This is a genomic window from Bradyrhizobium sp. B097, from assembly GCF_038957035.1.
GTDB lineage: Bacteria > Pseudomonadota > Alphaproteobacteria > Rhizobiales > Xanthobacteraceae > Bradyrhizobium.
In genome coordinates, this window is record NZ_CP152412.1 from 6,459,186 (window position 1) to 6,473,934 (window position 14,749).

9 protein-coding genes are annotated in these 14,749 nt (G+C 65.7%); 2 read left to right on the forward strand and 7 right to left on the reverse strand.

The features are described from left to right. Nucleotides 1-39 precede the first annotated feature (39 nt). On the forward strand, nt 40-1,674 hold the full coding sequence (locus AAFG07_RS29985) for an NAD(P)/FAD-dependent oxidoreductase (RefSeq protein ID WP_342723365.1): 1,635 nt from the start codon (nt 40-42) through the stop codon (nt 1,672-1,674). Between the two features lie 184 nt (nt 1,675-1,858). On the opposite strand, the gene AAFG07_RS29990 is transcribed toward AAFG07_RS29985, so the two are convergent. The 7 genes from AAFG07_RS29990 to AAFG07_RS30020 all read right to left on the reverse strand — a co-directional run bounded on the left by AAFG07_RS29990 (nt 1,859) and on the right by AAFG07_RS30020 (nt 13,156). Next, nucleotides 1,859-5,167: a carboxyl transferase domain-containing protein gene (locus AAFG07_RS29990; protein ID WP_342723366.1), complete on the reverse strand. Its 3,309-nt coding sequence runs from the start codon at nt 5,165-5,167 to the stop codon at nt 1,859-1,861. Between the two features lie 76 nt (nt 5,168-5,243). Then, nucleotides 5,244-6,128 (reverse strand): ABC transporter permease, encoded by an 885-nt coding sequence (locus tag AAFG07_RS29995; RefSeq protein WP_342723367.1) that lies wholly within the window; start codon nt 6,126-6,128, stop codon nt 5,244-5,246. Then, on the reverse strand, nt 6,125-7,081 hold the full coding sequence (locus tag AAFG07_RS30000) for an ABC transporter permease (RefSeq protein WP_342723368.1): 957 nt from the start codon (nt 7,079-7,081) through the stop codon (nt 6,125-6,127). Before AAFG07_RS30000 ends, AAFG07_RS29995 begins: the two co-directional genes overlap by 4 nt. 3 nt (nt 7,082-7,084) lie before the next feature. Continuing rightward, a complete protein-coding gene (locus AAFG07_RS30005) occupies nt 7,085-8,632 on the reverse strand; it encodes an ABC transporter substrate-binding protein (RefSeq protein WP_342723369.1) in 1,548 nt (515 codons plus the stop codon). Continuing rightward, nucleotides 8,629-9,651, reverse strand: a complete 1,023-nt coding sequence (locus AAFG07_RS30010; RefSeq protein ID WP_342723370.1) for an ABC transporter ATP-binding protein — start codon at nt 9,649-9,651, stop codon at nt 8,629-8,631. Before AAFG07_RS30010 ends, AAFG07_RS30005 begins: the two co-directional genes overlap by 4 nt. Beyond that, nucleotides 9,648-10,724 carry an ABC transporter ATP-binding protein gene (locus AAFG07_RS30015; RefSeq protein WP_342723371.1) on the reverse strand — a complete coding sequence of 359 codons (1,077 nt, stop codon included), beginning with the start codon at nt 10,722-10,724 and terminating at the stop codon, nt 9,648-9,650. Before AAFG07_RS30015 ends, AAFG07_RS30010 begins: the two co-directional genes overlap by 4 nt. Then, nucleotides 10,724-13,156, reverse strand: coding sequence for a CoA transferase (locus tag AAFG07_RS30020; protein ID WP_342723372.1), 2,433 nt, complete (start codon nt 13,154-13,156; stop codon nt 10,724-10,726). The genes AAFG07_RS30015 and AAFG07_RS30020 overlap by 1 nt, the downstream gene beginning before the upstream one ends. A 244-nt stretch (nt 13,157-13,400) precedes the next feature. Between AAFG07_RS30020 and AAFG07_RS30025 the strand changes: the two genes are divergently transcribed. Continuing rightward, nucleotides 13,401-14,615, forward strand: coding sequence for a mandelate racemase/muconate lactonizing enzyme family protein (locus AAFG07_RS30025; protein WP_342723373.1), 1,215 nt, complete (start codon nt 13,401-13,403; stop codon nt 14,613-14,615). The last annotated feature ends 134 nt before the right edge of the window (nt 14,616-14,749 follow it).

Consider the following 14,749-nt stretch of genomic DNA (forward strand, 5'->3'; position numbering starts at 1 on the left):
AGCCTCGCCGGCAATCGATCGATCAGGGAGCGACGACAGGTGGCCGCATTGCGCCAGGACAACAGCCCCGAGAGGACTGCGCTGGACTACGACGTCATCATCATCGGCGCCGGCCTGTCCGGCATGTACCAGCTCTACCGGCTGCGCGAGCTCGGCCTCTCGGCGCGCGTGTTCGAGGCCGGCACCGGCGTCGGCGGCACCTGGTACTGGAACCGGTATCCCGGCGCGCGGTTCGATTCCGAAAGCTATTCCTACGGCTACTCGTTTTCGAAGGAGCTGCTCGAGGAATGGGAATGGTCGGAGCATTTTGCCGGCCAGCCCGAGACCCTGCGCTACTGCAACTATGTCGCCGACAAGTTCGATCTGCGCCGCGACATCCAGTTCGAAAGCCGCGTCACGTCGGCGATCTACCAGGACGACGCGCGGAGCTGGCAGATCACGCTGCAAAGCGGCGCGCGCCATAGCTGCCGATTCCTGATCACCGCGATCGGCCCGTTGTCGACGCCGACCCTGCCGCGCATCGAGGGCCGCGACGATTTCAAGGGCCAGTCGTTCCACACCGCTCGCTGGCCGAAAGAGAAGGTGGATTTTGCCGGCAAGCGCGTCGCCGTGATCGGCACCGGCGCGACCGGCATCCAGACCATCCAGACCATCGCCGGCGAGGTCGGCCACCTCACCGTGTTCCAGCGCACCGCCAACTGGGCGGCACCGTTGCACAACGGCAAGATCGATGCGGAGACGCAAGCCAAGATCAAGGCCGGCTATCCCGAGATCTTTGCGCGCTGCAAGGAGACCTTCGCCTGCTTCGTGCATACGCCTGACCGGCGCGGCGCGTTCGAGGTCAGCGACGCCGAGCGCGAGGCGTTTTACGAGAAGCTCTATGGCGAGCGCGGCTTCGGCATCTGGCAGGGCAACTTCAAGGACATCCTGATCGACCGCAAGGCGAATGCCACCATCAGCGATTTCGTCGCGCGCAAGATCCGCGAGCGCGTGAAGGACCAGGCGGTCGCCGAGAAGCTGATCCCGACCAACCACGGCTTTGGCACGCGGCGGCTGCCGCTCGAGACCTTCTATTACGAGGTCTACAACCGCGACAATGTCGAGCTGGTCGATCTGAAGCAGACGCCGATCGAGCGGATCACGCCCGAGGGTATCCGCACCAGCGACAAGGACTACGCCTTCGACATCATCATCTACGCCACCGGCTTCGATGCCATCACCGGCAGCTTCGACAAGATCGATTTCCGCGGCGCCCACGGCGCGCGGCTGAAGGAGAAGTGGACGCAGGGCCCGGAAACCTATCTCGGGCTGATGGTCGACGGCTTCCCGAACATGATGATGCTGATGGGCCCGCACACCGCGCTCGGCAACATCCCGCGCAGCATCGAATACAGCGTCGACTGGGTCACCGGCCTGCTCCGCTTTGCGAAAGCGAACGGCCTGACCTTCCTCGACGCCACGCCCGAAGGCACGGCCGGCTGGACCGATCACGTCAAGGCGCTCGGCGTCGGGCTTTTGTCCAACGAGGTCGATTCCTGGATGACCGGCATCAACCGCAACGTCGAAGGCAAGCAGACCCGCATCGTCGCCCGCTACAGCGGCAGCGCGCCGGCCTATCGCGCGCGGTGCGATGAGGTCGCGGCACAGGGTTATGCGGAGTTGCGGTTGGGCTAGCGTGCGTATTGAGGCGAAGCGCGAGCCACACCCACCGCCGTCGTCCCGGCGCAGGCCGGGACCCATAACCACAGGGTTGGGTTGTTGAAGGAGGCTGTGGCCCCAGCACCGTGCAACAATGACCAGCGGTGGTTATGGGTCCCGGCTTTCGCCGGGACGACACCGAGTTTGTTGCCCCGTCACCCTACCACGCATCAATACACGGCCGCTTGCGGTGCGTGCGCGGCTCGGGCTTCGGCACTGAGCGGAGGCCGGCCATGATCCAATGCCGGGTGTCGGCGGGATCGATCACCTCGTCGATCTCGAGCACCGAGGCGATCGAGACCGCCTTGCCGTTGGCGTAGAGCTCGGCGACCTTGGTCTGGAAATACTTCTCGCGCTCCACCGGGTCCGCGATCGCCTCCATCTCCTTGCGGAAGCCGAGGCGGACATAGCCCTCGAGGCCCATGCCGCCGAATTCGCCGGTCGGCCACGCCACCGTAAAGAACGAGGCATGGAAGCCGCCGCCGATCATCGATTGCGCCCCCAAGCCATAGCCCTTGCGCAGCACGACGCCGAACAGCGGCACCGTGATGCTGGCACCGGTGACGAACATCCGCGCGACATGGCGAACGATCGCGGTCTTCTCGGCCTCGGGACCGACCATGAAGCCCGGCGTGTCGCACAGCGAGACGATCGGGATGTCGAAGGCATCGCACAGCTGCATGAAGCGCGCGGCCTTGTCGCCGGCCGCGGCGTCGATCGCGCCGCCGAGATGCTTCGGATTGTTGGCGATCAGGCCGAACGGTTTTCCCTCGATGCGGATGAAGGCCGTGATCATGCCGACGCCGAAATCGCGCCGGATCTCCAGCACCGAGCCCTCGTCGGCGATCAGGTCGATCACGTTGCGGATGTCGTAGACCCTCAAGCGATTTTCCGGGATCGCGCGGCGCAGCAGCCGCTGGTCCGGCGCCGTCCAGTGCTGCACCGTGCCCTGGAAGTAGGACAGATACTTCTGCGCAACCGCCGTCGCCTCTTCCTCGTCCTCGACCAGGATGTCGATCACGCCGTTCGGCGACTGGAACGAGACCGGGCCGACCTCGGCGGGATGATAGACGCCGAGCCCGCCGCCCTCGATCATCGCCGGGCCACCCATGCCGATCGAGGCATTCTTGGTGGCGATGATGACGTCACAGACGCCGAGCATCGCGGCGTTGCCGGCAAAGCAATAGCCCGAGACCACACCGACCACAGGCACGAGGCCCGAGAGCTTGGCGAACTGCACGAAGGACGGGCCGTCGAGCCCGGTCATGCCGAGCCGGTCGGTATCGCCGGGCCGGCCGCCGCCGCCCTCGGCATAGAACACCAGCGGCATGCGCCACTGCTCGGCAAGGCCGAGCATGCGGTCGATCTTCTTGTGGTTCATATGCCCTTGCGTGCCGGCGAGCACGGTGTAGTCGTAGGAGATCACCATGCAGCGCGCGCCGTCGGCGCCGAAATCTTTGGCGTTGACGGTGGCGACGCCCGAGATCAACCCGTCGGCCGGCGTGTTCTTGATGAGGTCTTCGACCTTGCGGCGGCGGCGCTGTGCCGCGATCGCGAGCGAGCCGTATTCGACGAACGAGCCTTCATCGACCAGCTGCGCGATGTTCTCGCGCGCGGTGCGCTGGTTGGTCTTGCGGCGGCGCTCGACCGAGGCCGGACGGTTCTCGTCCAGCGTGATCGCCTTGCGCGCGATCAGTTCGCCGAGGTCCGGGCGGATGTGATCGAGATCGATTGCCGCCGCTTCCTCCGCGGCGTGACCATCGACCTCGGCCGGCTCCAGGAACAGGATCGGCTCGCCATGCATCAGGGTGACGCCGGGACCGCCCGCGATCTTCGTCACCCGGCCGCCATGCGGCGCCGTGACGAGATGCTCCATCTTCATCGATTCCAGCACCGCGATCTGCTGGCCAGGACGAACCAGATCACCTTCCGCGACCTCGATCGCCACGATCGTGCCCTGCAACGGCGCCGGCACCGGGAGCGATCCCTCGGGCGCCGCCTCGGTGGCGACGGCCTTGGTCGCGGCCGCCTCGTTCACTTCGATCAATGGTGCGGCGAGATCGCTGGCTACGCCGACCAGCGCCGCCACGTGGGTATCGATGAAGTTGGTGCTGATCTTGTTCCGCCCAAAACTCTGGTGCGCCAGGATCGCGCCGAGGAACGGGATGTTGGTGGCGACGCCGCCGATGCGGAATTCGCGCAAGGTACGCGACGCCTTGTGGACCACATCGGTCCATTTCGGGCTCGGCGAATGCACGATGACTTTTGCCAGCAGCGAGTCGAACGCGGCGCTGGTCCGATAGCCGGAATAGCCGAACGTATCGACGCGGACGCCGGGGCCGGAGGGCAGGTCGAACACGGCCAGCGTGCCGCCGGTCGGCTTCGTCACGCCCTTCTCGTCCATCACCTCCATGTTGACGCGCAGCTGCATGGCATAGCCGCGCGGCAACGGCACGGCCGATTGCGCCAGCCCGAGCGAGGCCAGCGGCGCGCCGGCGGCGACCGCGAGTTGCGACCGCACGAGGTCGATGCCCAGCACCGCCTCGGTGACGGTGTGCTCGACCTGGAGCCGCGGATTGGCCTCGATGAAGGCGAAGGCGCCCTCGCCTTTGCTTTCCTCTGCCTCGTCATCGACCAGGAATTCGAAGGTGCCGAGATTGTCATAGCGCGCGGCTGAGGCGAGCTGCTTTGCCGCCTCGATGATGCGCGCGCGCAGGCTCTCACTTAATGACGGGCTCGGCGCCACCTCGATGAGCTTCTGGTTGCGGCGCTGGATGGTGCATTCGCGTTCCCAGAGATGGCTGATCGCACCATGACGATCGCCGATGATCTGCACCTCGATATGGCGCGCCTTGCGGATCAGCCGCTCGACATAGACGGCGTCATTGCCGAACGCCGCCTTGGCCTCCGACTGGCAGCGCGCGTAGGCTTCATCGAGTTTCGCCAAATCCTCGACCACGCGCATGCCGCGCCCGCCGCCGCCGGCGATCGCCTTGACCATCACGGCGGCATTGGCGCCGAGCGAGGCGAAGAAGGCTTTTGCCTCATCCAGGGTCGTTGCACCGGACGTTCCGGCGATAATCGGCACGCCGCACTTTTTAGCCAGCGCCTTTGCCTTGGCCTTGTCGCCGAACAAATCGAGCGCCTCCGGCGACGGACCGACGAAGATGATCTTCTCCTCGGCGCAGCGCCGCGCCAGCTGGGTGTTCTCGCTGAGGAAACCATAGCCCGGATGCAGCGCGTCGCAGCCCGTGGCCTTCGCTGCCGCGATCACAGCCTCGATGTCGAGATAGGCGCGGGCACCACGGCCGGGGATCTCATGGCTCGCATCGGCGGATCGGACGTGCAGCGAGGCGGCATCGTCGGCGGGATAGATCGCGACCGTCGCGATGCCACTCTCGGCCGCGGCGCGGGCAATGCGGATCGCGATCTCACCGCGGTTGGCAATCAGCAATTTCTTGAACGACATGATCATTTCACCAAAGGCTCTTTTGTTTGAGCATGATCTGATCGGAAAACCGGTACCCACTTTTCCGGATCATGCTCTAGCGATCCTTCATGGTCGGATCGAGCACGACACGCAAGGATTCCCCGAGCGCATTGAACGCCAGGGAGACGACGAGAATGGCAAGGCCCGGCGCATACATCTGCTCCGGGGCGATTTCCATATATTGATAGGCGCGCGCCAGCATGGCGCCCCAGCTCGGGTCCGGCGGCTGGATGCCGAGGCCGAGGAACGACAGGCTGGCCTCGGCCAGGAGCGCCGCGGCGAGCAGCAGCGTCACCTGCACGATCACCGGCTGCAGCGTGTTCGGCAGCACGTGCCGCCACAACACGTGCCAGGTCGGCGCACCGAAGCCTCTGGAGGCATCGACATAGAGCTCCTGCCGCACGATCAGCGTGCGGGCTCGCACGATGCGCGCCAGCGCCGGAAACATCGTGATGCCGATCGCGATCATGCCGTTGGTCAGCCCAATGCCGAGCGCGCCGGTGACCGCGATCGCCAGCACAATCGCGGGGAACGACAGGAAAGTGTCGATGATGCGGCTGATGATGTCGTCGATCCAGCCGCCGAAATAGCCGGCGACGAGGCCGACCGGCAGCCCGATCAGAACCGCGACGCCGACCGCAAGCAGGCTGGCATAAACCGTGGCCGGCGCGCCGTAGATCAGCCGCGAGAAGATGTCGCGGCCGAGGTCGTCGGTGCCGAGCAGATGCAACGGCCCCGGCGGCGCCAGCATGTTGTTGACGTCCTGCGCGGTCGGCGCATAGGGCGCGATCCAGGGCGCGCCGATCGCGACGACGACCAGCACCGCCAGCACCAGGATCGACAACGCGGCGCGCAGGTCGCCGGCGAGCCAGCGCATGAAGCGGCCCAGCCGCGTCGGCCTGGCCGGAGCCTTGAGCGGAGCGAGCGCCGTGTCGGTCATTGCTCGATCCTCGGATCGACCGCGGCACACAGCAGGTCGGTGATCAAATTCACCGCGATCACGACCACCACCATGGTGAACACCACGCCCTGCACGATCGGGAAATCACGCTGGATCGCGCCGCGCACAATCAGGCTGCCGAGGCCCGGAATCGCGAACACCGCCTCGATCACGACGGTCGCCGCCAGCATGCGGTTGACCAGCAGGCTGATGATGGTCAGCAGATTGACGCCGACGTTCTTCAGGCCGTGCTGCCAGAGAATCCGCGACATCGACAGACCCTTGGCGTGCAGCGTGCGGACATATTGCGACGACAGCACCTCCAGCAAGGCGCCGCGCAGCTGGCGCGCGACCTCGGCCATGCCGTAGGCCGCGATCGCGATGGCAGGCAGCAGCGCGTGCCGGATCGCATCGATCGGCGAGGCGCTGAAGGATTTCGCGCCGGTCGCCGGCAGCCAGTTCAGCTTGAGCGAGAACTCCGCCACCAAAATCATCGCGAGCCAGAAACCGGGCACCGCGACACCGAGGGAGGCGATCATGCTGATCAGCTTGTCGACCCAGCCGTTCGGCTTGATCGCGGCGATCACGCCCATCGGAATCCCCGTGACCAGCGCCAGCAGCAGCGCGATCACGACGATCAAGAGCGTGTTCGGAAAGGCGCGACCGATCGAGACCGCGACCCTCTCGCCGGTCAGCAGCGACTGCGAGAGGTCGCCCTGCGCGACATGGCCGAGCCAGCTGCCATATTGCACCAGGAACGGCCGATCGAGGCCGTAGATCTTTCTGATCTCGGTGATCCGTGCGTCGGTCGCGTTGTCGCCCGCCAGGGTCACGGCGATGTCGCCGGGCACCAGCTTGAGCAGCGCAAACACCATGAAGGTCGCGAGCAGGATCACGGGCAGCGCCTGCACCAGGCGGCTGCCGATGACCTTGACTGGTGACCGTCGTGCCATGGTTCAGCCTTCGAGCCAGACGTCGTCGTATTTCGGCTTGCCAAGGAGATTGGGCCGATAGCCCTGTACCTTCTTGTTCATGGCGACCAGCTCGAACTGGAACGCCAGCGGCACGACGAGGGCGTTCTCCATCACCAGGCGCTGCACGGTGGAGAAGGCCTTGCGCCTGACCTCGATATCCTCGGACGCACGCGATTCCTTGATCGCGGCCTCGAGTTCCGGCGGCACCGGGGCGCGGCCGCCATTGTAATAGGCGTCTTTGGTGAACATCAGCGAATAGGTCAGGCTCGGGTCGGGCCGCCCGGTCCAGGCCGACAACAACCCCGCCCCCTTCTTCTCCGGACCGAAGAAGGCAGCAGAGGCTTCCGCGACCGTGCCGTTGACGAAACGCACGTTGATGCCGGCCTTACGCAATTGCTCAATCAGGATCTCCTCGCGCTGCACCGAATCTTGATCTGTGTAACCGCCGATCTCGATCGGGGTGCCCTCCTTGAAGCCAGCCTCGGCGAGCAGCTTGCGGGCCTTGTCGGGATCGTAGGGATAGAGCTTGGCCACGTCGGCATCATAAGCCCAGTGCGACTTCGGCAGGTTCATGTAGGCCGGCTCGGCAAGGCCCGCGAGCGCAGCCTTGGCGAAGGACTCGCGGTCGATCGCAAAGTTCAGCGCCTGGCGGACCTTGACATTGTCGAACGGCGGCCTGGCCCAATTCAGGAAGATCTGGAACACATAGAGCGTCGGGCCGTTCACCACCTTGACACTCGAGGCGCGCTCGATGATCGCCTTCTGCCGCGGCGGCAATTGATAGATCAGATCGTTCTGCCCGGCGGTGACCGAGCGCGCGCCGGTGGTGAGCTCGGGAATGATCGAGAACTCGATCGCGTCGGGAAACGGCCGGTCCGGCTTCCAGTATTTCTCGTTGCGCTTGACCACGATCTTTTCGCCGTCGGCCCAGCTCACGAAGGCGTAGGCGCCAGCGCCGACCGGCTTGCGGGTCACGACGCCGTCCTCGGCCGCCTTCAGCGCCGTCGGCGACACCATCATGCCGGCACGATCGGAGAGAATGCCGGGCAGCGCGGTATCCGGCGTCTTCAACTTCAGTGTCACCTGCTGCGGTCCGGTGACCTCGACCGAGGCGACCGAGAGCAGGTCGGCCTTGATGTTCGACTTCGCATCGCCCCGGTTGCGATCGAGGTTGAACTTGACGGCCTCGGCATCGAGCGGGGTGCCGTCATGGAAGCTGACACCGGCACGGATATTGAGCACCAGCGTATTGGGATCGGTGAACTTCCAGCTTTCGGCGAGCCCCGGCTTCGGCTTCAGCGTCTCGAAATCCCACTCGACCAGCGTGTCGTACATCGTGAACAGGAAGGCGTGGTCGGAGCCGGCGCCGCCGGTCGCCGGATCGAGGCTCGACGGGTTGGCCGGCGCGGAGATCCGCAAGGTGCCGCCCTTCTTCGGCGTGCCTTGCGCAAACGCGCGGCCGCCGAGCGTGGTGCTGGCGAGTGCGCCCGAGATCAGCGCCATGGCCTCGCGTCGTGTCGTCATCGTCATGGCGTCGTCTCCGGTACGTTGGGCAAATAATTCGGGCGGTCGGCGAAATGGCAGGCCACCCAGTGATCGGGTTTCAGCTCGCGCCACTCCGGTACACGCTCGGTGCAGAGCGGCTGCGCGTGCGGGCACCGGGTGCGGAAGCGGCAGCCCGACGGCGGATCGATCGGGCTCGGCACCTCACCCTGCAGCACGATCCGCTGCGCCTCGCGCATTAATGATGGCAGCGGCCGCGGTTCGGCCGAGAGCAGCGCGATGGTGTAGGGGTGCAGCGGGCGCTCGGCGACCTCTTCGGTCGGCCCGAGCTCGACGAACTGGCCGAGATACATCACCGCGACGCGCTCGCTGATATGCGAGACCACGGCAAGGTCGTGGGTGATGAAGACGTAGGTCAGCCCGAGGTCGCGCTGCAGATCGGCAAACAAATTGAGCACGTCGCCGCGGATCGACATGTCGAGCGCGGCCACCACCTCGTCGCAGACGATCAATTTCGGCTTCAACGTCAGCGCGCGGGCGATCACGACGCGCTGCTTCTGGCCGCCGGAAAGCTGGTGCGGATAGCGCTCGCCGAATTCCTGCGGCAGGCCGACCCGCTCAAGCGCTTCCCGGGCTAGCCGCTCGCGTTCGGCGCGGTCGCCGACGCGGGCAAGCTCCAGCGGCTCCAGCACCGAGGCCAGAATGGTCATGCGCGGGTTCAGCGCGGCGTTCGGATCCTGGAAGATGATCTGGTAGTCGCGGCGATGGCTTTGGAATTTTTGGCGCGACAGCGCCGTCGGATCGATGCCATCATGCAGGATGGCACCGGCGCTGGGCTTCAGCAGAAACACCAGCGCGCGGCCGATCGTGGTCTTGCCCGATCCGGATTCGCCGATAATGCCGAACGTCTCGCCGCGGCGGACGTCGAAATTGACGCCATCGACCGCCTTCACGGTGGCGCGCCGGTCCGAGGTCTGGAAGCGGACCTGGAGGTCGCGCACCGAGACGATGGGCTCGCCGCGCTGTTCAGCGGATGCTGCGGTCATTGCGTCGCGACCTTCGCACCAGCCGGCGCATCGGGCGGATGCAGCGCGCCCGGCAAATTGAGCTCGGCAAAGCGCCAGCAGCGCACCTTGCGGCCGCCGCCGGCGTCCTGCAGCTTCTGCTCGGCCTCGCAGCCCTTCGCGGCATGGGCGCAGCGGGCACGGAAGCGGCAGCCCGCCGGCATCTCCGCGATCGACGGCACCCGGCCCGGGATCGACGGCAGCCGACCATGGCGCGGGCTCAGATGCGGCAGCGAGCGTAACAGCCCCGACGTATAGGGATGCAGCGGCCGCACCAGCGCCTCGTCGACGGTGGCGTCCTCGATCACCTCGCCGGCATACATCGTGATCATCCGCGTGCAGGTCTCGGCGACGACGCCGAGATCGTGGGTGATCAGCATCAGCGCGGTCTTCGAGGTCTCGCTGATGTCGCGCAGCAGCTCGAGAATCTGCGCCTGCACGGTGACGTCGAGCGCGGTGGTCGGCTCGTCCGCGATCAGCAGCTGCGGCCCGCAGATCAGGCTCGCCGCGATCATCACGCGCTGGCGCATGCCGCCTGAGAGCTGGTGCGGATAGTCGTCGATCCGCCGCTCCGGCGAGGCGATGCCGACACGGCGGAGCATCTCCAGCGTTTTCGCACGCGCTTCCTCGTAGCTGACATCGGTATGGACGCGCAACGTCTCCGCGATCTGGTGGCCGACGGTGAACACCGGATCGAGCGCGCTCATCGGCTCCTGGAAGATCATCGCGATCCGCTTGCCCCGGATCGCGCGCATCTGCCGCGCACTGCAGGAGGCGAGATCGGTGCCGTCGAACAGGATCTTGCCATCGAGCCCGGCAAAGTTGCCCGGCAACAGCCGCAGGATCGAGAGGCCGGTGATGGTCTTGCCGCAGCCGCTTTCGCCGACAATGCCGACCCGCTCGCCGGGCGCGATGTCGAAATCGATCCGGCGCGTCGCCTGCCAGATGCCCTGCGCGGTCTTGAAACGGATGCCGAGCCCGCGCACAGACAGCAGCGGCCGCGCGCCGTCGCGCGCACCCTCCGCCTTGCGCTGTGCCGGCTGGCCTGCCCCCATCAACCCGCCGCCCGCTTCTTCGCTTCCACCAGCTGCTCCTCCATCAGCATCGCGGTGCCGATAATGCCCTCGCGGGTGAGCTCTTCCAGCTCGGCGTCGGAGAGGCCGAGCATGCCCGACAGGATCTCGCGATTATGCTCGCCGAGCGTCGGCGGCACCGAGCGGATCGCGAATGGCGCATCGCCCTCGCGGAACGGCATCGACGGCTGCGGATGTCTGCCGATGAAAGCGCGATCGACCTGCTGGATAAAGCCGCGGGCGTCGAGCTGCGGGTCCTCAAGGAGATCGATCGGCAGCCGCGCGACGCCGGATGCAACACCCGCCGATTGCAGCGCGGCCATCGCCGCGTCCGGATCGCGTGCCGAGGTCCAGGCCGTGATCGCAGCCTCGATCGCGGTTTCAATGGTGCGGCGGCCCGCGGCCGACTTGAGCGTCTCGTCCGTCGCCCAGTCCTCGCGGCCGAGCAGCCGTGCGAGCCTTGGCCACATCGCGTCATCGGATACCGCGACCACGATCCAGTTGTCATCGCCATCGCAGCGAAAGCAGCCATGCGGCACGAAATCCGGATGGCGGTTGCCGTATTTCGCAGGCTGCTTGCCATCGACCGAATGCGCGACGATCCAGGGCGCGGCGAACGGCATCATGCATTCGATCTGCGCGAGGTCGATGAACTGGCCCTGCCCCGTCATCTTGGCGTGGATCAGCGCGGTCAGCACCGCGGCAGCGCCGTTGAGGCCGCCGACGGCGTCACCGAACGCGGTATGGCTCATGACTGGCGGACCACCGGGATCGCCGACCACGCTGGGCAGGCCGGAGCCCTGCTCCAGGGTCGAGCCGTAGGCGCGGCAGTCGCGATGCACGCTGCCGGCGCCGAATGCCGACATCGACATCATCACGAGCTTCGGATTGATCTTGCTCAGCACCTCGTAGCCGAGACCGAGCTTGGGCAGCACCTCGACCGAATAATTGTCGACCACGAGGTCGGCATCGGCCAGCAGGCGCTTCGCCAGTGCAAGCCCCTTCGGCCGGGTCAGGTCGAGCGTGATGCCGCGCTTGTTGCGGTTCATGATGCAGTAGCGCACCGACTTCTCGTACATCTGCTCCAGCACATAGGCCGGGCGGCGGTCGACGCCGCGCCACCAGTCCGGATACTGGGTCGCCTCGATCTTGATGACGTCGGCGCCGAGATCGGCGAGCGTGCGGGTGCAGATCGGCCCGGCCCAGCCCATCGAGAAATCGACGACGCGGATGCCCTCGAGCGGCAGGCGATGGGTCGGAGCCGGCTTCGGCGCTTGTACGCGCGGCGTGGCCTCGGGCCTCGCCTGCTGCTCGCCGAGATCAGGCACCCGGCCACCGCGGAGTGGTGGCGTTCCCGTTAGCCGCTGCATCGTACCGGCGGAAAAGCCGGTCTCGTCGCCGACCGCAATCGGGACGATGGCTCCGCGGGCGCGCTTCTCTTCATCGGCGATGAGATCCGCGATCTCCGGCACCGGCACGATCGGGATCTTGCGCTTGAGACCCTCGGCAAACCATTCCTGCGCGGTGCGCTGCTTCAGCTTCGGCAGGATCTTGCCTTCGATCTCGGCGACGCGTTGCAGCCGGTCGACGCCCATGACCAATGTCGGATCATCGCGCAGATCGGTGAGATCAAGCATCTCGCAGAACGCGCGCCATTGCGCCGGGGTCACCGTGGTGACGCCGAGCCAGCCTTGTTTGGTTTGGTAGATGCCGACCGGAAAGGTCGGCCAGAACCGGTTGACGCCGATCCGCCGCATGATGTCGCCGCGCTGGAACGCCTCGAACATGATGTATTCGGTGACGGCGATAGAGGCCTCGAACAGGCTGAGATGGTTTTCGCGCCCGCGCCCATCCTGCATGCGGCCGAGCACCGACGAGGCGGCCGCAATGAAGCCCCACAGCCCGCCGAGAATCCCGATCTGGAAATCCGGCGCGTGCATCGGCGGCCCCTGCGCAGGTCCGACCAGCTTCACAAGCCCGGTCAGCGCGCGGATCGTGGAATCGGTCGCGGCGAAATTGGCATAGGGACCGCGGTCGCCGAACCAGGCGAGGTCGAGATGGATCAGGCCGGGATTGTTCCGCTTGATCGCATCGAGATCGAGGCCGGGACAATTGGCCGCATCGATGCCGCGCCCGTCGAGCAGGATGTCGCAGCCGGCAATCAGCTCGCGCAGGCGCAACGTGGCGCCCGCGTCGCTCTCGTCGAGCACGACACTCGACTTGTTGAAATTGAGAAACGCAAACCATGCGCTGTGCCCCTGCGGCGTCAGCGGCGCAGTGCGGCGAAGCGGATCGCCCGCGGGCGGCTCGACTTTCTGCACATCGGCGCCGAAATCAGCGAACAGCCGCGCGCAATAGCTCGTCGCCGCTGCACTTCCGATCTCGACTATCCGCAGATGCGACAACGCACCCATCACGCTTCCTCGCGACAAAATGACCAGCCGATGCCATCGGCTGATTCAGTTTCTTGTTGCGTGAACTTGAAGCCGCGCCGACTGTGTGATGCAAGTGGAATTTTCTTCCGCTTGACGGAATTCACTGGATTGCCGCAGCACTTTGCAACAAGCGTGCGCTGACGGTCTGCCGCCGTGCGGTTGACGCATTGCTCGATCCGCTACTGTGCTCTCTTCAACACCAACAAACGCCGGGCAGGAAACCATGAGCAAATCCACCACCATCAGAAGCGTCGAGACGCTCGCCTGCGATGCCGGCTGGCGGAATTATCATTTCGTCAAGGTGACGACGTCAGACGGGCTGGTCGGCTGGAGCGAATATGACGAGGGCTTTGGCGCGCCCGGTGTGACTGCGGCGATCGAGCGGCTGTCGGCGCGGGTGGTCGGCAAGAACGCGTTCGAGCACGAGCGGATCTACGTCGAGCTGTTCGCCGCGACGCGCCCCGCCGCAGGCGGCGTGGTGGCGCTGGCGCTCGGGGCCATCGAGAACGCGCTGCTCGACGTCAAGGCCAAGGCGCTCGGCGTGCCCTGCTACGATCTGCTCGGCGGCAAGATCCGCGACCGCGTGCGGGTCTATTGGTCGCATTGCGCGACCTGGCGCATCAATCATCCGGATTGGTACAAGCCCGCAATCACCGATCTCGACGGCGTCAAGGCGATCGGGGCCGAGGTGCGCGAGAAGAAATTCTCGGCGATGAAGACCAACATCTTCGTCTATAGCGACGGCAAGCCGCAGGGCTGGCGGCCCGGCTTCGGCTCGCCGTTCCAGCCCGAGATCAATATCGACCGCACTGTGCTGCGCAATCTCTGCATGCATCTGGAGGCGATCCGCGACGGCGCGGGTCCGGATGTCGATCTCCTGCTCGACCTCAACTTCAACGCCAAGACCGAGGGTTATCTGAAGATCCTGCGCGCCATCGAGAAGCTGGACATGTTCTGGGTCGAGATCGATACCTTCAACCCGCAGGCGCTCGGCTACATCCGCCGCCAGAGCCCGCACCCGATCTCGTCCTGCGAGACGCTTTTGGGCCTGCGCGAATTCCTGCCCTATTTCACCGAGCAGGCGATGGATGTCGCGATCATCGACACACCGTGGAACGGGGTCTGGCAGTCGATGAAGATCGCCGCGGCCGCCGAGCATTTCGAGGTCAACGTCGCGCCGCATAATTTCTACGGCCATCTCTGCACCATGATGAACGCGCATTTCTGCGCCGCGGTGCCGAATTTGCGCATCATGGAGACCGACATCGATCGGCTGGCCTGGGACCACGAGTTGTTCACCCACGTGCCGGAGTTCGTCGACGGCCATCTCGTAATCCCCGATCGCCCGGGTTGGGGCACCGAGCCGAACGAGGAAGGCCTGCGCGCCCATCCGCCGAAGAACAAGGGCGGGCTCTTGAATTACGGGCTGAAGAAGTAGCTTTTCGTCGTCCCGGCGAAGGCCGGGACCCATAACCACCGCTGCGTGGTGTAAGAGGGATTATCGCCCCAGCGGAGCAAAACAATTCGCAGTTGGGGTAATGGGTCCCGGCTTTCGCCGGGACGACGAATAAC